This window comes from Corynebacterium sp. HMSC074A09, assembly GCF_001811545.1.
Taxonomy (GTDB): domain Bacteria; phylum Actinomycetota; class Actinomycetes; order Mycobacteriales; family Mycobacteriaceae; genus Corynebacterium; species Corynebacterium hiratae.
Map to the genome: position 1 here is coordinate 27,859 of NZ_KV805154.1, position 20,935 is coordinate 48,793.

Here is a 20,935-nt window from a genome sequence, read left to right on the forward strand (position 1 = left end):
TTTCGATATCCCCCATGGGCACGAAGATTAAAGCAGCACCCGCAGCCTCGCAACCGGAGGAACAAAATCCCTGCTTAGAAGGGATGCGTCACGTGTAGTGGGGAGATTGTGGATCACAGGTCGGGATAAGCGCCAAACACGGGCTCGGAACTGGCATGAGAAAAGCCCCTCAGGGGAGGGGCTAGATGCGTGTGCTAACCGCGGTCGACGGCGCGGTTGCGCAGGGCGCGGGCGAGGCGGTCACGCTGCTCGGTCACGGCGCGGCGCAGGCCACCGGCCAGATCGCGGGAGAGAAACTCATCGGCGCGGTCGAGGGTCTCCTGGCTGACATCCCAGCGCGGGAACAACCCGGTCACCGTGGTCAAGGCAATCTCGTTGGACTGCGCGGACCAGATCTTTTCCGCCACGTCGAAGAACTCTGCACTCGGCAGGAGCTCGTCGGCGCCTACGAACGTCAGGCCCGCCAGCTTCGACTCCAAGTCGCGGTTGCCCAGCTCACCGGCGACAATCTCGTCCCACACCGCGCGCTTGTTGTCCTCGGTGTTTACGGCGGCCAACGCCTTAAGCGAGGCCTGGTAACCCGTCGCGGTGTTATCGCGGTTGAGTTCCTCAGCCACCGCCGTCATGGCGGCGCCGGCGGCTTCGGGGCCGGTGACGTCGGCAAGCGAGCCATCGGCGATGAGCGCAGTGAGCGCCTTCCAGCGTAGGCCCGCATCCGAGGAAGTCTGAAGGAGCTCCTGGAAGAAGGTGCGGGAGGCGTCGTGAAGCTTGATGCCGGCCAGCGCCTGGGTGAAGACGATGGAGCGCGCGGTGTCATCGGAGCGGGCGCCGTCAAGGAGGGCGTCGGCAAGCTGCGTATCCTCCTTTGCCCACTCCGGGTCGGCGTAAGTGGACTGGGCCATAGCGGCCTGGGAGAGGATGCGCTCCAGCACGGCGAGCTCGGTCTCCGCCGCCGCACCGCGGGCCACGAGTGCGACGAAATCGCGGGCGCGCATCGAGCCTGCGCGGGTCATCTCCCACGCGGTGGACCAGCACAGAGTGCGGGCCATGGGGTCTTCGAACTTGTCGATATTCTCCTGCAGGAACTGCAGGGAACCGGCGTCCAGCTCGATGAGGCAGTAGGTCAGGTCATCGTCGTTAGGCAGCACAAAGTCGATGTCCGCCTGCTTGCGGCCAATGAGTTCCGGAATCTCGGTAAAGGCGCCATCGATATCCATCTCGATGCGCTCGGTGCGCACCACCTTCTCTCCTTGCAGGGCGTAGACGCCGACGGCGACGCGGTGGGTGCGCAGAGTATCGCCACGTTGGGTGAGATAGGCCTGTGTGATGGTGCCGGACTCGTCCGTCTCCAACGCCACACCCAGAGTGTTCACTCCCGTGGTCTTCAGCCACTGCTGTGCCCAGAAGGACAGGTCGCGCCCCGAGGCCTCCTCGAGGTGGCGCAGCAAATCCCCGAAAGTAGCGTTGGCCCACTGGTGCTCCTGGAAGTGGCGGCGCACGCCAGCGAAGAAATTCTCGCGGCCCACGTACGCCTGCAACTGCTTCAGCACCGACGCCCCCTTGGCGTAGGTGATGCCGTCGAAGTTCTGCTCCACAGTCTCAATATCGGAGGCATCCGTGGAAATCGGGTGCGTCGTGGGCAGCTGGTCCTGCTGGTAGGCCCACGCCTTCTCCACGTTGGCAAAGGTCACCCACGCGGTGTCGTACTGGGTCTCCTCCGCCTGGGAAATCGCCGCCGACCAGGTGGCGAAGGACTCGTTGAGCCACAGGTCATCCCACCACTGCATGGTCACGAGGTCACCGAACCACATGTGCGCCAGCTCGTGCAGAATGGTGTCCGCGCGGCGCTCGTACTTGTAGTGCGAGGCTTGCGACGTAAAAACATACTCGTCGCGGATGGTCACGCAGCCGGCGTTCTCCATTGCGCCGGCGTTGAACTCCGGAACGAAAATCTGGTCGTACTTGCCAAAGGGGTAGGCAAAGCCGAAGTTGCGGTGGTAGAAATCAAAACCCTGCTTGGTCTCCGTGAACAGGCGCTCGGCGTCGAGCGAATCCAGCAGCGAGGGGCGGCAATAAATACCCAACGGCACCTCAACGGTTTTAGCAGGCGAGCCCTCCGGGTGCTCCGCCAGCGTGCCCGTCCACGTATCCGTCACGCCCACATACGGGCCCGCACACAGAGCAATCAGGTACGTCGACAGCGGGTAATCCACCGCCGCGCGCACGGTGTTGCCTGAACGCGTGATGGGGGAGTTCGTAATCACTGTCCAGTGCTCCGGAACCTCAAGAGCCAGCGAGTACGTAGCCTTCAGATCCGGCTGGTCAAAGCAGGCGAAGACGCGCTTGGCGTCGGCAGTCTCGAACTGGGTGTAGAGGTAAGCCTCGCCGTCGACCGGGTCGACGAAGCGGTGCAGGCCCTCGCCCGTGCGGGAGTATCGAATCTTCGCCACGACCTTCAGCTCATACTCCGCCACCTGCAAACCCGACAGCGGGATCCCGTACGTCGGGTCATAAGCACTGGTGGGCAGGGGAGCGCCGTTTAGGCGGACCTCGAGAAGCTCGTCACCGCGCAAGTCAATAAACGTAGAACCGGCCTTCTTAACTCGGAACTTCACCACCGTGGTGGAGGTGAAAAACTCTTCCCCAGTGAGGTCGAGGGCGACGTCGTAGTGGCTTACCTCCAGCATGCCGGAGCGCTGCTGGGCTTCCTCGCGGGTGAGGTTAATCGAGGTCATGTAGGTTACTCCTCTTCGTCGGTGATTAAGTCTCTGCACCAGCGTAGTCACACGCCTAGGGTGGGGTGCCACAGACTACACAAGCAAAGGAGATTTACTGTGGCCCAACAAGTAACCTTCTGGTTCGACTGCTCCTGCCCCTTCGCATGGCTGACCTCGCGCTGGATTAAAGAGGTGGAGAAGGTCCGCGATATCGAGGTGACCTTCCAGCCGATGTCCCTCTCGGTGCTCAACAAGGGCCGCGACTTGGACCCGGAGTACATGAAGATGATGGAGGCCAACTGGGGCCCTGCCCGCGTAGCAGCCAAGATTGCCGTGGAGGCCCCGGACAAGGTCGACGCCTTCTACACCGCCATGGGCACCCGCATCCACACGGAGGGCCAGGGCGGCAAGAAGGGTTACGGCGCCTACGACGACATCATCAAGCAGGCGCTTGACGACGTCTCCCTCCCCTCCACCTTCGCCTCCGTGGCCAACACCGAAGAGATGGATGAGAAGCTCACCGAGTTCCACAACCGCGGCATCTCTGAGGTTGGCGATGAGGTCGGCACCCCGGTGGTGAAGTTCGGCGATACCGCTTTCTTCGGCCCGGTCATTACCCGCGTTCCCACCGGCGAGGAAGCCGGCGAGCTTTTCGACGCCTCCGTGCGCCTCGCCAAGTTCCCGTACTTCTTCGAACTCAAGCGCTCCCGCACCGAATCCCCGCAGGTTTAGTGCGTGGGATGGCCCACAGGCCGGTAGGATGTGGGCCATGCGCGTTTATTTAGGAGCAGACCACGCAGGGTTCGAGATGAAAAACATCATCGCCGAGCACCTGAAGAAGCAGGGCCACGACGTCATTGACTGCGGTGCCCACGAGTACGACGCCGAGGATGACTACCCGGCATTTTGCATTGAGGCCGCGCTGCGAACCGTCAACGATCCGGGCTCGCTCGGCATCGTACTGGGCGGTTCCGGCAACGGCGAGCAGATCGCCGCGAATAAGGTGAAGGGCGCGCGCTGCGCCCTGGCGTGGTCCCCGGAGACCGCACGCCTGGCCCGCGAGCACAACAACGCCCAGCTCATCGGTATCGGTGGCCGCATGCACTCCGAGGAGGAGGCACTCGCGATCGTGGATGCCTTCCTGGATCAGGAATGGTCCCGTGCTGAGCGCCACCAGCGCCGCATCGACATTCTTGCTGAGTACGAGCGCACCAACATTCCGCCGGAGCTTCCGGAGGCCTAGTTCATGTCCTTGGGGTGAGTGCCGCCGCGGCCCTCTTCCCCGAGGTCAAGATCAGTAATCGCAGCCATCTCGGATTCATCGAGTTCGAAGCCGAATACATCGAAGTTCTGCGCGATGCGCTCCGGGTTTTCGGACTTCGGGAACACGATGACGCCATTTTGCAGGTGCCAGCGGATAATCACCTGAGCGGGGGAAACGCCGTATTTCTCGGCAGGCTCGGTGATTTCCGGCTGCTCGAAGAGATCCGTCTTGCCCTGGCCCAATGGGCCCCAGGCTTCGATGTGCACCTGGTGGGCGCGGAAGGCATCGAGCTCACGCCAGCGCTGCAGGTAGGGATGCAGCTCCACCTGGTTGACCACGGGGGTTTCATCAGTCTGGGTTTCCAGCTGGTCCAGGTGCTCGAGTTCGAAGTTGGAAACACCGATGGACTTGGCCTTGCCGGCCTTCTTTAGTTCAATGAGCTGCTTCCATGCCTCGACGTAGTGGCCGTTATCTGGGCAGGGCCAGTGGATGAGGTAGAGGTCCACGTAATCGAGACCTAGCTTCTCCAAGGACTCGTCGAGAGCTGCGGCCGCATCAGTCTGGCGGTCGTTCCACAGCTTCGTGGTGATGAACAGCTCCTCGCGCGGGATGCCGGACTTGGCAATCGCGCGGCCCACACCTTCCTCGTTGCCGTAGATGGCAGCGGTATCGATGTGGCGGTAGCCCACCTTGAGGGCTTCGAGGACCAGTTCCTCGGTCTTGTCGGGGTCTACTTTGAAGACGCCGTAGCCGAGCTGGGGGATGGTGTTGCCGTCGTTGAGTTCAATATTGGGTACAGTCATGCGGCCCACTCTACGTAGGGGCGGCGCATTCTGACAGAAAAGATGCATGGCCAGGCATGATGCGGCGGCAAAACAAGCCATGGGCGCTAACGAATGTGAAAAACGACTGAAGCCGCACCGGCTACCTAAAATAGGTGGTCAATGCAGCTTTTCGTGGAGGGAATGACGGGAATCGAACCCGCGTCTTCAGCTTGGAAGGCTGAGGTATTAGCCACTATACGACATTCCCACAACCGACGATCTCAAACTTTCAAAGCTTCGACTTTGAAAGCCGTTGAATCGGCGTGCGAACTACTTTAGCGCACGTGGGTGCTGAAACGAAAATGGGAACTAGAAGAGGGCAAAGATCGTTATTTTGGATAGGTACACAATCATAACTACGCACAATTCGACTCTTAGATGAAAGTGGTGCTTTCGTGAGCTCGTTATTGCTCCTTGTCCTCATTGTCGGCGGCGGCGCATGGTTCCTCTCCTCGAGAAGCGGGAAAAAGCAGCAGGAGCTGCGGGAATCCCAGCGCTTCGATGATGCGATGGCGGATGCGCGCCGCTGGACCGAGCGCCTTGGTGGCCAGGTCATGAACTTAAGCGGAACGGACACCGCCTCCCAGCAGGCCATGGCGGATGCATCCGAGCGTTTTACCGCCGCCAACTCCGCGATTTCCCAGGCCACGACGGTCAAGCAAGCGCACCTAGCGCGCGAATCTGCGCTGGAGGGTCTTTACTATGTTGCGGCCGCCCGCGAGATTATGGGCATGGACCCGGGTCCTGAGCTGCCGCCGCTGGAAGGTCAGCGCCAGGCCGGCAAGGTGACGGAGACCCGCACGGTGGAGGCCAACGGGGAGACGCTGACGGCGTCGCCAAGCGCATCTGCAGAAACCCCCAACTACTACCCGGGCGGTGTCGTGGCTGGACGCCCGGTCCCGGCCGGTTGGTATTCCCGCCCGTGGTGGGCCGATGCGCTGACCACCGGCGTGTGGATGGTGGGCTACTCCATGATGTTTAACGCGATGTTTGCCGGCATGGCGGGAGTGGGCTACTCCGCCGCGGCGGCTGAAAGCGGCGACTGGGGTGGAGACCTCGGCGGCGCTGAAGGCATGGACGGCGGTGCCATGGACGGAGCCGGTGATATGGGCGCTGGCGATGTCGGAGGAGGCGACGATGGCGGCTTCTTCGATGGCCTCTTTGGCGGTGACGGAGGCGATGGTGGAATGTTTGATTTTGACTTCGACTTCTAAAGAATAAAAGCGCCTCTGACATGCACGAATGAAGTTAAATTGGGGCCGGTGTTGGGATAGCTAAGCGCCTATCGGTACACTAGCCCCAGTATGAAGCGCAGCTGCGTGCGGAACTTCCGGGCGTAGAGGCTTTCCATACGGGGCGTGGCGCAGCTTGGTAGCGCACCTGCTTTGGGAGCAGGGGGTCGCAGGTTCAAATCCTGTCGCCCCGACGTATGGGGGCCTGGACGTACATCCAGGCCCCTTAATTACATCTTTAAACGATCACAATCAGGAGAGTTTCTCGTGAAGACCACCGTAGACAAGCTGAGCGATACCCGCGTCAAGCTCACCGTCAACGTTCCGTTCGCTGAGCTGGACAAGGAAATCGATCAGGCCTACGCGGCGATCGCGCAGCAGGTTTCCATCCCGGGCTTCCGTAAGGGCAAGGCTCCGCGCCAGCTTATCGACGCCCGCTTTGGTCGTGGCCCCATCCTCGAGCAGGTCGTCAACGACATGCTGCCGTCCCGCTACGAGCAGGCTGTTACCGAAAACGATCTCAAGGTCATTGGTCAGCCGGAGATCGACATTGCCAAGCTGGAGGACAACGACTTTGTCGAGTTCACCGCTGAGGTAGATATCCGCCCCGAGTTCGAGGTGCCGGACTTCTCCAAGATTTCCGTCAAGGTGCCGGCGCTCGAGATCGGCGATGAAGACGTCGACAAGGCCCTCGAGGACCTGGCTTCCCGCTTCGGTGAGCTCAAGGACACCAAGCGCAAGATGAAGACCGGTGATTTCGCTGTCATCGACATCACTACCGAGGTTGATGGCACCAAGCTGGAGGAGGCTTCCCACGAGGGGATGACCTATCGCATCGGTGACGACAACCTGATTAAGGGCCTCGACACCGCACTGCGCGGCATGAAGACCGATGAGGACAACGAGTTCACCACCACCATCCAGTCCGGTGAGCACGAGGGCGACGAGGCCACCGTGAAGGTCCACGTCCAGCAGACCAAGGAGCGCAAGCTGCCGGATCTCGACGACGAGTTCGCACAGATGGCCTCCGAGTTTGACACCATCGACGAGCTGCGTGAGGACACTAAGACCCGCGTCGAAGAGTCCAAGAAGTCCGAGCAGGCTGCCGCCATCCGCGATGAGGTCCTGAAGGCCGCTCTGGCAGAGGTTTCCTTTGAGCTGCCGTCCTCCATCGTTGATGAGCAGGTTCACGCTCAGCTGCACCAGGTCATGGGTCAGCTGGCTCACGACGAGAAGGCTCTGGCCCAGCTGCTTGAGGCACAGGGCACGACCCGCGAGGAGTTCGACGCTGATGCTCGCAAGTCCGCTGAGGAATCCGTTCGCACCCAGCTCTTCCTCGACGCCCTGGCTGAGATCGAGGAGCCGGAGGTGTCCCAGCAGGAGCTGACCGACCACATCCTGTTCACCGCGCAGTCTTACGGCATGGACCCGAACCAGTTCATCCAGCAGCTGCAGTCCAGCAACCAGCTGGGCAACCTGTTCTCTGACGTTCGCCGCGGCAAGGCCCTGGCAACGGCTATCTGCCGCGCCGAGGTTACCGACGAGGCCGGCAACAAGGTTGACGTTGACCAGTACTTCGGTGAGATCGAAGAAGAGGACGCTGCTGAAGCTTCCGAGGAGAAGTAATCTCCCGCTTGTAACGCGCTGCTGCCACATGTGTGGTGGCGAGCGCGCATGAAACCCCGGATTCAGGTAACTCAAGGATGAGCCTGAATCCGGGGTTTTGTCATTGTGAACGCCCTCTAGGAGTCTTTGAGTACTTCGTAGAGGGCGTGATGGGTGTTGGCTAGGGATATCGCTAGCCGTTCGTGGCTCTACCGGCCTCGTCGGTTAGCTGCAGGAAGCGCATGACGTAATCCTTGACAAAGTCTGCGGTACGTTGATTGAGATGTCCGGACTCTTCGAAAAGGGTGGGGGATTGGCCCAGAAATACTTCGGGCTGACCAGGGAGCGGCATATCGAAGTAGGACAGGGCGAGGCGAAGGTTCTTCTGTGAACTGTAGCCGCCCATGCGGCCTACAGAGTGGCTAATGATACCTGCGGGAAGGTTCTTCCACGCCACATCTGAGTTGGGCTTAGAGCCGATGTCCACTGCGTTCTTGAGGCAGGCAGGGATAGTGCGGTTGTTCTCTGGCGTAATGAAGAGGATCCCGCTCGAGTTCTTGATGGTCTCGCGAAAGGTGGTGTACTCAGCCGGAGTGGGCTTGTCCGTGACGGCGGGGTCATCGTAGTCGAAGTCATAGAGCGGCAAGTCACGGATTTCCACGATGTTTGCCTCGTAGTCTTCAGGGATCATCGTGAGCACCTCGTGTGCAATCTTGCGTGCAAATGACTCTCGGCGCAGGCTGCCGACGATAACGCTGATACGTGGGGTGGTCATGGTAAACCTTCTTTCTTAGTTGGGTGTAGGGAGACGTGGTCAAGGGAGAAAAGGCTTGCAGCCAAAGGCCGGTGGTGGGCCGGCAGCGTGGGCGGCGGTGAGGAAGCCATCTACTTTGTCTCCTTCTTCATGGCGGAAGTACAGTTCGATGAGCCCTAGAAGACCCCCGAGGACGGCCTCTCGTGCGGCGGATGTATTCAACAGCCGCATGGCTGCGGGTTGGTTTCCTTCGCGGATGGCTTCAAACAGCGCGATGGTCTCAAGCCAGCTTCCTTGGTCCGGTCGCGGAAAAGGTTTAGAAATCCCAGTCATCATCACTCGTTTCTTCAGCAGTACCAATGACATAGGAGGAACCAGATCCAGAGAAGAAGTCATGGTTCTCATCTGCTCCGGGGGCTAGGGCGGCGAGGATTTCTGGGTTCACTTCCGTTTCTTCGGGCGGGAAATAATCCGGGTAGCCCAAATTCATGAGTGCCTTATTGGCGTTATAGCGAACGAACACGGCTACATCATCCATGAGTCCCAAAGGCTCATATAGCTCGCCGGAATAGTCCAGCTCTAGTGCATAAAGTTCTTCGAGCAAAGAAAAGGTGAAATCATGCATTTCCTTCTGCCGTAGCGGGGTCGTGGATTCCAGACCGCGCTGATACTTGTAACCCGAGTAGTAGCCGTGCACTGCCTTGTCACGCAGAATGAGGCGAATCATGTCTGCCGTATTTGTCAGGGTGGCGTGGACAGAAAAGTGCAAGGGAAGATAGAAACCCGCGTAGAGAAGCAGCGAGGAAAGCAGCGTCGATGACACCTTGCGTTTCAGTGGATCCGGCCCAAAATAGTGCGCGAGCACTTTCTTGGCGCGTGCCTGGAGAAGGTCATTATTCACCGCCCAGCGGTATGCTTCATCAATTTCCTTTGTACTGCTCAGGGTAGAAAACACTGAAGAGTAAGAACGGGCATGGACTGACTGCATGAAGGCGATGTTGGTATACACGGCCTCCTCGTGTTCGGTGCGGGCATCTTGAATCTGACAGATTTCACCCACGGTGGCCTGGACAGTATCCAGGGTGGTGAGTCCCGTGAACACCCGCATGGTGAGGTTGCGTTCCTCGGGTGTCATCCTCTGCCATGCCGGGAGATCATTAGAAAGCGGGACCTTCTCTGGCAACCAAAAGTTAGCGGTGAGACGGTTCCACACTTCAAGATCCTTGTCATCGCTCACCCGGTTCCAATTGATGGCGCGGATGCGGGCTGAAGGATCATGCCGGTAGCTCGGCGGTGTAACTGAAATGCTGGTTAGTTCAGCACTGTTCGATGTTGAAGACATAGCTTCTTTCTTTCTGAGTGGATGGTTGTGGACAAGGGGAGGACCGTGCTTCTACAAAGCACAGGAGACGCAGCCTTCGACCTCGGTTCCTTGGAGCGCGGATTGGCGTAAACGGATGTAGTAGAGGGTCTTGATTCCGGCTTTCCAGGCATAGATCTGTGCCTTGTTGATGTCCCGCGTGGTGGTATCAGCGGTGAAGAACAAGGTCAGGGAAAGCCCTTGGTCCACGTGTTGGGTGGCCATGGCGTAGGTGTCGATGATTTTTTCGTATCCCACGGCGTAGGAGTCATCGAAATACTCCAGGTTGTCGTTGGTCATTTCCGGTGCGGGGTAGTACACGCGCCCCAAGCGGCCTTCCTTGCGTATTTCAATCTTGGAGGCAATAGGGTGGATGGACGCGGTGGAGTCATTGATGTAGGAAATTGATCCAGTGGGTGGAACTGCCTGCAAGTAGGCGTTGTAGATGCCGTCTTGCATCACTTGATTCTTGAGCCGTAGCCAATCCTCGCGTTGGGGGATCTGTACGCCTGCTTCGTGGAAGAGCTGTTTTACGTGTTCAGTGGCTGGCGCCCAGTCTTGGTCGATGTATTTGTCAAAGTAGGCGCCAGTGGCATAGGTGGATTCTTCGAAGCCTGTGAATCGTTGACCTTTTTCAACCGCGAGTGCATGGGATGCGCGGAGCGCATGGTAGGTCACCGTGAGGAAATAAATATTTGTAAAGTCCAGTGCCTCGGCGCAGCCATAAGGAATACGCTTGGAAGCCAGGAAACCGTGGAGATTCATTTGGCCCAGACCAATGGCATGCATGGAGGCATTTCCGTGAGCGATGGAAGGAACAGCTTCGATATTCGTCAGGTCTGAAACCTTCGTGAGGGCACGTACTGCGGTTTCGACGGTCTCCCCAAAGTCCGGTGATTCAAAAGCCTTCGCAATGTTGAGCGAACCTAGATTGCAGGAAATATCCTGGCCGACGGTGGTGTAGTCACCCGAAGCTCCGTAGGTGGATGGCGTGTTGACCTGGAGGATTTCACTACACAGGTTGGACATATTGATATGTCCTTTGAGGGGATTAGCGCGGTTGACCGTATCCTCAAAGAGTATGTAGGGGTATCCGGATTCAAACTGAAGCTCAGCCAGCGTGGTGAAAAACTCGCGGGCCTTAATGGTCGTGTGAGAAATTCGCGGATTGGAAACCAGCTCGTCGTAATACTCGGTGATAGACATGTCAGACATGGCTACGCCGTACTCGCGAGCGATGTCATACGGGCTAAAAAGATGCATATCCTTGTTCTCTTTGGCCAGCTGGAAGGTTATATCTGGAATAACAACTCCCAGCGAAAGAGTCTTAATGCGGACTTTCTCATCGGCATTTTCCCGCTTGGTATCCAGGAAACGAAGAATATCTGGATGGTGCGCATGTAGGTAGACGGCTCCAGCGCCCTGTCGAGCGCCCAATTGGTTGGCATAGCTGAAGCTATCTTCCAGAATTTTCATGACTGGGACTACGCCGGAAGCTTGGTTCTCAATCTTTTTGATTGGGGCTCCGGATTCGCGCAGATTGCTCAGTAACAAGGCCACACCACCGCCGCGTTTTGAAAGCTGCAGTGCAGAGTTCACGCTGCGGCCAATGCTTTCCAAATTGTCTTCGATGCGAAGGAGGAAGCAGGAGACCATTTCGCCACGCTGGGCTTTTCCTGCGTTGAGAAAAGTAGGGGTGGCGGGCTGGAAGCGTCCGGTCATGATGTCATCCACCAGCTTCCCCGCAAGCTCTTCATCGCCCTGTGCAAGGTACAAAGCTGTGGTGGCGACGCGTTCTTCGTAGCCTTCCAGAAATCGCGAGCCATCAAAGGTTTTCAGTGCATATGAAGTAAAGAACTTAAATGCGCCGAGGAAGGTGCGGAACTGGTGTTTAGCTTGGTGTGCTCTGTCGTACATGGCGCACAGAAAGGCGTCATCATAAAGCTCAAGGAAATCCCGCTCGTAGTACTCGTTATCAACCAACCATTCCAAGCGTTGCTTGGTGGAATCGAACTGATGCATGCGGGGAGCGACATGGTGTGTGACATAGTCTTGTGCTGCCTGAATGTCCTTGTCAAACTGGATTTTTCCAAAAGCGTCGAACAAGTTCAGCTGCGCGTTGAGTGCGTGGTAGCTTTTGCGCTTGCCGACACCGCCGGCATTGTCTGCTGAAGCAGTGCGGGGCGTAGCGCCAATAGTCTGTGTGGGGGTGGCATCAAGAGGCCGCATTGTGTTGTCCAATCTGTGTGATGCGGATGTGTTCTTCATCTTGTGGGGGATTAATGGGGTGTCATCGTTAGCTGCTTTTGCTGCTCCCAAAATTTTTGAAGGCCCTGCTTTACGGCGGCAATGTCCTTCTGGGTGCCGAGAAGCTCGAAGTGATACAGCTCCGGTACGTGGCACTTGGCGGAAATGATGCGTCCGGCGACGCAGTAAGCACTTCCGAAGTTGGTATTCCCTGAGGTAATAACGCCCCGGATAAAGGAGCGGTTGATTGGGTCATTGAGGAAGTCGATGACCTGTTTGGGGACTGCGCGTTTGAGCGAGCCTCCGCCGTAGGTGGGAACGATGAGTACGTACGGGTGTGAAACCTGGATCATCCCGGTTTTCTTGGGGCGCAGCGGAATGCGCACCGCGGGTCTATCTAAGCGTTCGACGAATCTTTTTGTGTTTTCTGAAACGCTAGAAAAATACACCAAATCTGGTGAGTCTGACATAGCAATCCTGCTCATCCTGGCCTTAGCCATAAGTGGGATAGGTGATATTCGAAAAGACTAACTACGCAATGGCGTAGTTGCAACTACGGCCCAACGTAGTTTTGAAAAGGGCAGGTGAGAGTAGGATTAATGCAAAGGGGAAGGTCTAACGGCTGTGGTGTGCTACAAACACTGCGTCGGTAGCTGGGCGTCCAAGCACTACCCACTGAGTGCTGCCGGCCACCTGTATTTCGAGAGAGTCTGAAAAGGGCGCTCCCTCGCGCGTGCTAAGAACAGCCCCAGTGACAATGCCGCGCTCTTCAAGGAATTTCAGCAGTTCTGGGTCGGAATCAGAAATGCGTTCCACGGTCACTTGCGGTTGTGCACCGCTGTCGGTGAGACGGTGTGCACTGGGGATTGTGATCTGTCCATCAACCGTAGGGATAGGATCGCCGTGCGGATCCCTAGTGGGGTAATCAAGGAACTTATCCACACGTTCTATGAGCATGTCGGACACCGCGTGTTCGAGATTTTCGGCTTCATTATGGACTTCGTCCCACGTGTAGTCCAATGCTTGAACCAAAAAAGACTCGAGCAATCGGTGGCGGCGCACCATGACCAATGCGTACTGCCTGCCAAGTTCGGTTAACTCCACAGAGCCATAGGGCGTGTGTGACACGAGCCCTTGCTTCGACATTTTGCGCACTGCATCGGAAACCGAGGAGAGCTTGAGTCCCAACTGTTTCGCTATAAGTGTGGCGGTAACGGGCTCGGACGACCATTCCTTTAGCCCCCAGATTGCTTTCAAATAGTTCTGGGTACTGGTGGATAGCTCGGAAACAGACATGAGCAAATGTTAACCCAGCTTCCGTATGCGCCTTTGGTGCTGCGCCCCAACGCTCATAGCGAACAGAGGCCAAGTTTGAGAGGAATGCCGGTAAGGTGGGGCCAGTTAAAGCATTCTTCACTTGAAGGAGAACTATTAATGTCTGAGAAGATTTCAATGAACTCGTCGTCTACGGGTATGAATCTGAGCGATAGCGTGTATGAGCGCCTGCTGCGCGAGCGCATTATCTTCCTGGGAACCCAGGTGGATGATGAGATTGCCAACAAACTGTGCGCCCAGATCCTCCTGCTGTCCGCAGAGGACCCCACGCGCGATATTTCGCTTTACATCAATTCCCCGGGTGGCTCGGTCACCGCGGGCATGGCCATCTACGACACGATGAAGTACTCGCCGTGCGACGTGGCTACCTATGGCATGGGCCTGGCTGCCTCGATGGGCCAGTTCCTGCTGTCAGGCGGCACCAAGGGCAAGCGCTACGCGCTGCCGCACGCCCGCATTATGATGCACCAGCCTTCTGCCGGTGTTGGCGGTACTGCTGCAGACATTGCCATCCAGGCGGAGCAGTTCGCGCAGACCAAGCGTGAGATGGCGGAGCTCATCGCTGAGCACACGGGCCAGACCTTCGAGCAAATTACTAAGGATTCGGACCGCGACCGCTGGTTTACCGCCCAGCAGGCCAAAGAATACGGCATCGTCGACCACGTCATCGAGTCCGTCAACGGTCCTATCACCAACTAGGGAACAAGGAGCTTTATCACTATGTCTAACCTTCAGATGCCTTCTTCCCGCTACGTTCTGCCGGAGTTCATTGAGCAGAACGCACAGGGATCGAAGACCACCAACCCGTATTCCAAGCTTTTTGAAGAGCGCATCATCTTCCTGGGCACCCAAGTCGATGACACCTCTGCTAACGACATCATGGCGCAGCTGCTGGTCCTGGAATCCCAGGATCCGGACCGCGACATCACGATGTACATCAACTCCCCGGGTGGCTCCTTCACCGCGCTGATGGCCATCTACGACACCATGCGCTACGTGCGTCCTGACGTGCAGACCGTCTGCCTGGGCCAGGCTGCTTCCGCTGCCGCCGTGCTGCTGGCAGCCGGTGCTCCGGGCAAGCGCGCCGCTCTGCCGAACTCTCGTGTGCTGATTCACCAGCCGCGTACGCAGGGCACGCAGGGCCAGGTGTCGGACCTTGAGATCGAGGCCAACGAGATCGAGCGCATGCGCCGCCTCATGGAGGAGACCCTGGCTGAGCACACCGGCCGCACCGCCGAGCAGGTGCGCATCGATACCGACCGCGACAAGATCCTCACCGCGCAGGAAGCTGTCGAGTACGGTCTCATCGATACCGTCTTTGATTACCGCAAGCTCAACGCCTAAGTGAGCAAGACTAAAGCCCCGCTGTCTAGTAGATAGCGGGGCTTCGTTCGTGCTTAAGCCTCGTAGGGCGGCAGGATAGCCTCGGGGGACTCGGGAAGGATCTGGCCACCGTCAATGATGAGGGTCTGCCCGGTAATGTAGCCCGCCTCGCGGGAAGCCAAGAAGGCGGCGGCGTTGCCGATATCGCGCGGGGAACCCAGGCGGTGCATGGGGATGGAGCGCGCCATCTGGTCGAGGTACTCCTGACCTTGACCCTCCAAGCCCTCGGTGAGGATATTTCCGGGGAGCACACCATTGATGGTGATGCCATCGCGGGCAACTTCCAGCGCTGCGGAGCGCATGAAACCTTGCTGCGCGGCCTTCGAAGCGCCGTAGTGCGCCCAGCCTGGGTAGCCGGTGTGCGAGCCGGTAATAGACGTCGTGATGACGATGCGCCCGTAGCCCGCCTTCTTCATGTGGGGCAGCGCCTCCTGCACTACGGTGAAGGTGCCGTGCGTGTTGATGGCGAACATGGTGTCCCACTGCTCATCGGTCATGTCCTCGAGCGAGCAGTTGGGGAAGACACCGGCGTTGGAGCAGACGATATCGATGCGGCCATAGCGCTTGACGACGTCCCCATAAAGGTTGCGGACGGAGTCGCGCGAGGTGACGTCGACAAGCAGGGCGTCCGCCCCGAGTTCCTCGGCGGCCTTCTGGGCGGCCTCGAGGTTGAGGTCGGCGATGACGACCGTGGCACCTGCTTCGCGCAGAGCGCTGACGATGCCGCGGCCGATTCCGGCGGCGGCGCCGGTGACGATGGCGACGTGGTCCTGAAGATCAAACATGTGGTGCTCCTCAGCGGTTGGGTCTGTGTGCGCCCTCCAGCCTAGGCCGCCACAGGCTGGGGTGCTGTCTGCTTGGTGGTTGCCGTGTAGGCGCGCACACCGATGAGGGAGACTGCTGCAAGTACTGCGGTGACACCAGCAAGGGTGTACAGGCCGGTGGGGGTCCAGCCGCTTTCGAGGAGGTAGCCCGCCAGGATGGGGGCGAGGGTAGCGCCCACGCGAGCGATGCCGATGGCAGCGCCCGTACCCGTGGTGCGCAGTGCCGAAGGGTAAGCCTCCGGGGTGACAGTGTAAAGGCCGGAGATGCAGGCGTTGAGGGTAAGACCTACGCCAACGCCGAGGGCAAACATGAGGGAAGGCACGGCGGTGGAGTTAATGAAGCCGACGAGGACGACGGAGGAGATAAGGCAGAAGACGATGAGCAGGGGGCGGGCGTCGATGCGCGTGGTGAACAGGCCAAAGAGGATGGCGCCGATAGCACCGCCGAAGGAGAGCATGATGCCGCCGATGATGCCCTGCTGGGCGGTAAGACCCTCAGCGGTGAGAAGCTTCGGGGTCCACTGCGAGGTGAAGTTGTAAGCAAACATGATGAAGCTAAAGGCCAGCCACAGCTTGATGGAGGTGCGCAGGAATTGCGGCGAGACGAGGTCCTTGTAGGAGGCCTTGTGGGCGGTGCGGGGGCGGACGCTGACCTCTCCCGTGAGGCCGAGTTTGGCAGCGATGGTACGGACAGAATCCATGCGGCCGCGCGCGGCCAGGAAGTCGGCGGACTCGGGGACAAAAGCAACGGTGAGGAGAAGAGCGGCGACGGTCAGTGCTGCCCCGACCCAGAAGATGGGCTGCCAGCTATCGAAGGAAGAGGCGACAACGCCGCAGAAGGAGGCACCGAGGCCATAGCCGGAGGCGTAGATGGCGACGGCCAGGCCGCGGAAGCGCAGGTTGGAATACTCGCTGACGAGGACGGTGACGCAGACAAGCACGCCGCCGACTCCGATGCCGGTGATGAGGCGGCACAGCAACAGCAGGCTAAATGTAGGCGCGAGGGCGGTGAGCACGAGGCCGACGAGGTCAATGACGAGCGAGACCGTAATGAGGGTGGTGCGCCCAAGGCGGTCAGCCAACGGGGCGAGAAAGAGCGAGCCAAGGCCGATACCGATGAGAGCGGAGGACAGGAGCCAGCCAAGGGAAGAATCGGACAGCGCGAACTCTTCGCTGACGGTGCCTGCGCCGAAGGCCATGGCCACCATGTCGTAGCCGTCGAGGGCATTGAGGAAGAGGGCAATGGCGATGATGAGCCATTGGCGTGCGCCCATGGGGGAGCGGTCGATGAGTTCGCGGATGTCCATGAAAATCTTTCTGCTGATAGAGCGGTTTCGATGTAAGTTAGTGAACCGCTCTGTCTATGTCCACTAACTGCCGTTTTAAATTCAAGGGCGCGCCGCTGAGTGAGGAATAGCGCTCGAGTCTGAGTGGTTTACTAGAGTGGAACAAACTGCGGTAAAATCGCCCCACCATAACCCCAGAGAAAAGAGTTGAAAGGCCTTCATGGCACGTATGCAAGAAAGCGCTGACCTGCTCAAGTGTTCCTTCTGTGGAAAGAGCCAGAAGCAGGTGAAGAAGCTTATCGCCGGCGGCGGCGTCTACATCTGTGACGAGTGCATCGAGCTTTGCAACGAAATCATCGAGGAGGAGCTCGGCGCGGCTCAGGCCGAGGCGGACGAAGAGAAGGAGATGCGCCTTCCGCGTCCTTCGGAGATTTCGGCTTTTCTGGATAAGTACGTCATTGGCCAGGACCAGGCCAAGCGCGTGTTGTCGGTGGCTGTGTACAACCACTACAAGCGCATCAAGGCTGAGGAGGCCGCGGGCCTGGAGGGCCGCCGGAAGAAGGCGCAGGATGAAGAAGTTGAGATTTCTAAGTCCAACATCCTGATGCTGGGCCCGACGGGCTCCGGTAAGACCTACCTGGCGCAGACCTTGGCGCGTTTGTTGGACGTCCCCTTCGCCATCGCGGATGCCACCAGCCTGACCGAGGCTGGCTACGTGGGCGAGGACGTCGAGAACATCCTGCTTAAGCTGTTGCAGGCAGCGGACTTTGACGTGGAGCGCGCGCAGCACGGCATCATCTACGTCGATGAGGTGGATAAGATCTCCCGCAAGTCGGAGAACCCCTCGATTACGCGTGATGTGTCCGGTGAGGGCGTGCAGCAGGCGCTGCTGAAGATCCTTGAAGGAACCGTGGCAGCTATCCCACCGCAGGGTGGGCGCAAGCACCCGAACCAAGAATTCATCCAGCTGGATACGACGAACATCCTCTTCATCGTGGCCGGTGCTTTTGCGGGCTTGGACAAGGTGATTTCGGAGCGCGTGGGCAAGAAGGGCGTGGGCTTTGGCGCCAAGCTGGAAACTAAGGATGAGAAGGAATCAGTCGACTTCTTCTCCCAGGTGCGTCCGGAGGACCTAGTGAAGTTCGGCCTCATCCCGGAGTTCATTGGCCGCCTGCCGGTGGTTGCGACGGTGGATAACCTGGACCGCGAATCGCTGGTCAAGGTGCTCGTGGAGCCGAAGAACTCTCTGGTCAAGCAATACCAGCGCCTGTTCAGCATGGATGGTGCGGAGCTGCACTTCGAAGACGCAGCGCTGGAAGCGATCGCTGAGCTCGCGCTCGAGCGCAAGACCGGTGCCCGCGGCCTGCGCGCCATCATGGAGGAGCTGCTCGTGCCCATCATGTATGACCTCCCAGACCGCGAGGACATCGCCAGCGTCCACATTACGAAGGACTGCGTGACTGACGGCGGCGAGCCGGAGTTCGTCTACTCGGACGAAGCGAAGGAGTCCGCTTAAACCGGCTGTAGATTTATGGCTGGGTGGTGCTGGAAAGCGTCGCTCGGCCATTTTTGCGGCTCAAACCAGAGTGGATGAGAGGAATCGACCATGGAGCTACGTGACGAACAATCACTGCAGGTGGCCAAGCTTTACTATCGCGGAGGGCTGAGCCAAAGCGAGGTGGCCGCTGAGATGGGGTTGTCCCGGCCAACCGTTGCCAAGCTCTTGCAACATGCCAAAACCCGCGGATACGTCACGGTCGAAATCCATGATCCCCGTGAGGACGGCGATGAACTAGGCCAACGCCTAATGGAGCGTTATGGGCTTGAGGATGTTCGTCTCGTCTTTAGCCCTCGTGGTGATGAAGACACGCTTACAGAGGGCTTGGGGCGCGTCGGGGCCAAGATGCTCCATGAACTTGTCCATGACGGTATGAGCGTGGGAATTTCCTGGGGGAATACCATGCACGCAGTGGCGCGGCATATGCAGCCAAAAAGCGTGGCTGGAGTCGAGATTGTACAGCTCAAAGGCGGACATTCGCACTCTATCCGCGTGACGAATGACATGGATACGCTCAAGCGCATTAGTGCGGCGTTTGGAGCCGAGACTCTAAGTCTGCCTCTGCCGGTTATTTTCGACTCTGCGGAAGCAAAAGAAATCGTCGAGAAAGATAGACACATTTCTTCAATTTTGAATGCAGGGCGCCACGCTGATCTTGCGGTTTTCACTGTGGGAGCTGTCTCACGCGATAGCCTGTTGATGAACCTTGGATACCTCAGTGAAGAGGAGATCCATGTGCTTGAACGCCAGGCCGTTGGTGATGCATGCTCGCGTTTTTACACGGCCGATGGGGAGGTGGCTTCGCCAGCTATAGATGCGCGCACTATCGGCATTTCACTTTCAGAACTAAAGGCGATTCCGCAACGCTTCATGGTGGCCGGTGGGCTTCAAAAGATGGCGGCCATCGATACCGCGCTGCGCATGAAGTTGGCGACGCATGTCGTCATCGACAAAGAAACAGCGAACCGATTGCTTCAGCTTTAGGAGAAAACAAACACAAGAGCCCCTCGTGCTGAGAGGCTCTCCTTGGTGCGGGTTAAAGAACCATGGGGGCGACGATGACGCCCACAATGGCAGCATTGAGCATGTTGGTCAAGAAGCCGCCGAACAGGGCCTTAGGCCCGAGTTTCGCAATCTCGCCGCGGCGCTCCGGTACGAGGCCGCCGATCGCTCCAATTTGAATACCGATGGAGGAGATGTTGGCAAAGCCCGCCAGAGCAAAGGAAGAGAGCATGATGGCTTTATCACTGAGCTGGTCGATGCTTTCACCAAAGGCGGTGTAACCAACGAATTCATTGAGGATTGTCTTTTGGCCAATGAAGTTGCCAACCTGCATAACGTCATCCCACGGAACACCGATGAGCCATGCCACCGGAGCGAAGAGGAGACCAAAGAGGCCTTCAAGAGACCAATTGTCTTGACCGAAGATGGAACCTACGCCGCCGAGGATGGCGGAGAGCATCGCGATCATAGCGATAAAGGCAATGAGGAGGCAGGCCACTGAAATGGCAATCTTGCCACCGGCCATGGCACCGCTACTGATGGCATCGATGATGTTCTTGGAATCGTTATCGCGCACGTCCTTGACCGTGGCATCTAGATTAGATTCCTCGGTCTCCGGCATGAGGCCCTTGGCGATAAGAAGGGAACCTGGAGCGTTCATCAAGGATGCGGCCAGAAGATACTCCAACGGTGCGCCCAATAGGGAATAACCAATGAGCGTGGAGCCGGCGACCGAGGCGAAGCCGCCGACCATACAGGTGTAGAGCTCCGAACGAGTGAGCTTGGGCAGGTACGGCTTGATGACGAGAGGGGCCTCCGACTGGCCGAGGAAAACAACTGTCGTGGCCCAGACAGACTCCACCTTGGATGTGCCCATAAGCCAGTTAATGCCCGAACCGACATACTCCACGAAGTACTGGATAACCCGGAGATAGTAGAGCGCAGCAATGATCGCGCCCAAGAAGATGACAACCGGAAGAACATTGAGGGCGAAAATGAAGTCTTCCCCAAGCAAGCCACCGAATACAAACGACGTTCCTTCGTTCGTGAAATCAGTGAGTGTGGTTAGGCTGTGGGAGACCGCTTCGAGAGCTTTGAAGCCGGGCTCCCATGCCAGCACTAGGTAGCAGAAGACAATCTGAAAGGCGAGGCGGTTTCAAGTGGTGGATGCATCACCTGAATAGTTCTTGTATCTTCTCTTCTGGTTTATACCAGTTGAGGACTTTTCTAGGGCGTCCGTTGAGAAGGTCTTGAATGTGTTGGACGTCCTTGTCGGTCGGGTACTAACGTCGCCTCCTTTGGGCAGGAAGTCTCTGACTAGCCCGTTGGTGTTTTCGTTGGTAGGACGTTGCCACGGCGAGTGTGGATCACAGAAGTAGACTGCTAGTCCACGTGCGATGCTCAGCCTGTTTACTTGGGCTAGTTCTACGCCTTGGCCCCAGGTCAGAGTTTTAGTGATGTTGTGTATTTTGCCGGTAAACATCTCGATTAACTTATCGACAGTCGTGGCGGATGGGGTTGCCCGCAAATCGTGGACACGTAGT

General features: G+C 58.3%; 19 protein-coding genes, 2 tRNA genes and 1 pseudogene. 9 read left to right on the forward strand and 13 right to left on the reverse strand.

Going from position 1 to position 20,935, the window contains the following annotated elements; genetic code table 11:
• Positions 1–194 precede the first annotated feature (194 nt).
• Positions 195–2,735: an aminopeptidase N gene (gene pepN, locus HMPREF2807_RS08820; protein WP_070511987.1), complete on the reverse strand. Its 2,541-nt coding sequence runs from the start codon at positions 2,733–2,735 to the stop codon at positions 195–197.
• Between the two features lie 99 nt (positions 2,736–2,834).
• On the opposite strand from pepN, the gene HMPREF2807_RS08825 reads away from it, so the two are divergent.
• Together HMPREF2807_RS08825 and HMPREF2807_RS08830 are read left to right on the forward strand one after the other, a co-directional pair.
• Positions 2,835–3,449 (forward strand): mycothiol-dependent nitroreductase Rv2466c family protein, encoded by a 615-nt coding sequence (locus HMPREF2807_RS08825; protein ID WP_070511991.1) that lies wholly within the window; start codon positions 2,835–2,837, stop codon positions 3,447–3,449.
• 37 nt (positions 3,450–3,486) lie between these two features.
• Positions 3,487–3,960 (forward strand): ribose-5-phosphate isomerase, encoded by a 474-nt coding sequence (locus HMPREF2807_RS08830; protein ID WP_046647313.1) that lies wholly within the window; start codon positions 3,487–3,489, stop codon positions 3,958–3,960.
• Here the strand turns inward: HMPREF2807_RS08830 and HMPREF2807_RS08835 are convergent.
• Both HMPREF2807_RS08835 and HMPREF2807_RS08840 read right to left on the reverse strand, forming a co-directional pair.
• Positions 3,957–4,784 carry an aldo/keto reductase gene (locus HMPREF2807_RS08835; RefSeq protein ID WP_035117630.1) on the reverse strand — a complete coding sequence of 276 codons (828 nt, stop codon included), beginning with the start codon at positions 4,782–4,784 and terminating at the stop codon, positions 3,957–3,959. The two genes, HMPREF2807_RS08830 and HMPREF2807_RS08835, sit on opposite strands and share 4 nt — an antisense overlap.
• Positions 4,785–4,938: 154 nt before the next feature.
• Positions 4,939–5,013: transfer RNA gene (locus HMPREF2807_RS08840), tRNA-Gly, on the reverse strand.
• 187 nt (positions 5,014–5,200) lie between these two features.
• On the opposite strand from HMPREF2807_RS08840, the gene HMPREF2807_RS08845 reads away from it, so the two are divergent.
• The 3 genes from HMPREF2807_RS08845 (at position 5,201) to tig (ending at position 7,663) form a co-directional block, all read left to right on the forward strand.
• Positions 5,201–6,019: a hypothetical protein gene (locus tag HMPREF2807_RS08845; protein ID WP_070511994.1), complete on the forward strand. Its 819-nt coding sequence runs from the start codon at positions 5,201–5,203 to the stop codon at positions 6,017–6,019.
• 138 nt (positions 6,020–6,157) lie between these two features.
• Positions 6,158–6,231: transfer RNA gene (locus HMPREF2807_RS08850), tRNA-Pro, on the forward strand.
• 73 nt (positions 6,232–6,304) lie between these two features.
• The gene (gene tig, locus HMPREF2807_RS08855) at positions 6,305–7,663 is read left to right on the forward strand and encodes a trigger factor (protein WP_070511997.1); all 1,359 of its coding nucleotides are present in this window, start codon (positions 6,305–6,307) and stop codon (positions 7,661–7,663) included.
• A gap of 172 nt (positions 7,664–7,835) precedes the next feature.
• On the opposite strand, the gene HMPREF2807_RS08860 is transcribed toward tig, so the two are convergent.
• From HMPREF2807_RS08860 to HMPREF2807_RS14320, 6 genes are all read right to left on the reverse strand, one after another.
• Complete coding sequence (locus tag HMPREF2807_RS08860; protein WP_049154325.1) at positions 7,836–8,417, reverse strand: NADPH-dependent FMN reductase; 582 nt, start codon at positions 8,415–8,417, stop codon at positions 7,836–7,838.
• Between the two features lie 39 nt (positions 8,418–8,456).
• Complete coding sequence (locus HMPREF2807_RS13905; RefSeq protein ID WP_034655492.1) at positions 8,457–8,729, reverse strand: hypothetical protein; 273 nt, start codon at positions 8,727–8,729, stop codon at positions 8,457–8,459.
• Positions 8,713–9,738, reverse strand: a complete 1,026-nt coding sequence (gene nrdF / locus HMPREF2807_RS08865; RefSeq protein WP_083306706.1) for a class 1b ribonucleoside-diphosphate reductase subunit beta — start codon at positions 9,736–9,738, stop codon at positions 8,713–8,715. Before nrdF ends, HMPREF2807_RS13905 begins: the two co-directional genes overlap by 17 nt.
• 51 nt (positions 9,739–9,789) lie before the next feature.
• Positions 9,790–11,985, reverse strand: coding sequence for a class 1b ribonucleoside-diphosphate reductase subunit alpha (gene nrdE, locus HMPREF2807_RS08870; protein WP_070512000.1), 2,196 nt, complete (start codon positions 11,983–11,985; stop codon positions 9,790–9,792).
• Between the two features lie 50 nt (positions 11,986–12,035).
• On the reverse strand, positions 12,036–12,503 hold the full coding sequence (gene nrdI, locus HMPREF2807_RS08875; RefSeq protein ID WP_005324049.1) for a class Ib ribonucleoside-diphosphate reductase assembly flavoprotein NrdI: 468 nt from the start codon (positions 12,501–12,503) through the stop codon (positions 12,036–12,038).
• Positions 12,504–12,618: 115 nt separating this feature from the next.
• Positions 12,619–13,299 carry a metal-dependent transcriptional regulator gene (locus tag HMPREF2807_RS14320; protein WP_070512005.1) on the reverse strand — a complete coding sequence of 227 codons (681 nt, stop codon included), beginning with the start codon at positions 13,297–13,299 and terminating at the stop codon, positions 12,619–12,621.
• A 138-nt stretch (positions 13,300–13,437) separates the two neighbouring features.
• On the opposite strand from HMPREF2807_RS14320, the gene HMPREF2807_RS08885 reads away from it, so the two are divergent.
• Positions 13,438–14,037, forward strand: a complete 600-nt coding sequence (locus tag HMPREF2807_RS08885) for an ATP-dependent Clp protease proteolytic subunit (protein WP_010190917.1) — start codon at positions 13,438–13,440, stop codon at positions 14,035–14,037.
• Between the two features lie 21 nt (positions 14,038–14,058).
• On the forward strand, positions 14,059–14,682 hold the full coding sequence (locus HMPREF2807_RS08890; RefSeq protein WP_070447792.1) for an ATP-dependent Clp protease proteolytic subunit: 624 nt from the start codon (positions 14,059–14,061) through the stop codon (positions 14,680–14,682).
• A 53-nt stretch (positions 14,683–14,735) separates the two neighbouring features.
• Here HMPREF2807_RS08890 and fabG read toward each other — a convergent pair whose 3' ends face one another.
• On the reverse strand, positions 14,736–15,506 hold the full coding sequence (gene fabG / locus HMPREF2807_RS08895) for a 3-oxoacyl-ACP reductase FabG (protein ID WP_070512008.1): 771 nt from the start codon (positions 15,504–15,506) through the stop codon (positions 14,736–14,738).
• A gap of 41 nt (positions 15,507–15,547) precedes the next feature.
• A complete protein-coding gene (locus HMPREF2807_RS08900) occupies positions 15,548–16,852 on the reverse strand; it encodes an MFS transporter (RefSeq protein WP_070512011.1) in 1,305 nt (434 codons plus the stop codon).
• A 199-nt stretch (positions 16,853–17,051) separates the two neighbouring features.
• Between HMPREF2807_RS08900 and clpX the strand changes: the two genes are divergently transcribed.
• Positions 17,052–18,347, forward strand: a complete 1,296-nt coding sequence (gene clpX / locus HMPREF2807_RS08905; protein ID WP_046648969.1) for an ATP-dependent Clp protease ATP-binding subunit ClpX — start codon at positions 17,052–17,054, stop codon at positions 18,345–18,347.
• 90 nt (positions 18,348–18,437) lie between these two features.
• On the forward strand, positions 18,438–19,373 hold the full coding sequence (locus HMPREF2807_RS08910) for a sugar-binding transcriptional regulator (RefSeq protein ID WP_049154338.1): 936 nt from the start codon (positions 18,438–18,440) through the stop codon (positions 19,371–19,373).
• Between the two features lie 52 nt (positions 19,374–19,425).
• On the opposite strand, the pseudogene HMPREF2807_RS08915 reads toward HMPREF2807_RS08910, so the two are convergent.
• A pseudogene (locus HMPREF2807_RS08915) lies at positions 19,426–20,532 on the reverse strand (NupC/NupG family nucleoside CNT transporter); the annotation flags it as partial.
• A gap of 15 nt (positions 20,533–20,547) precedes the next feature.
• A partial coding sequence (locus tag HMPREF2807_RS13735) for an IS30 family transposase (protein ID WP_118853195.1) occupies positions 20,548–20,935 on the reverse strand: 388 nt, incomplete at its 5' end.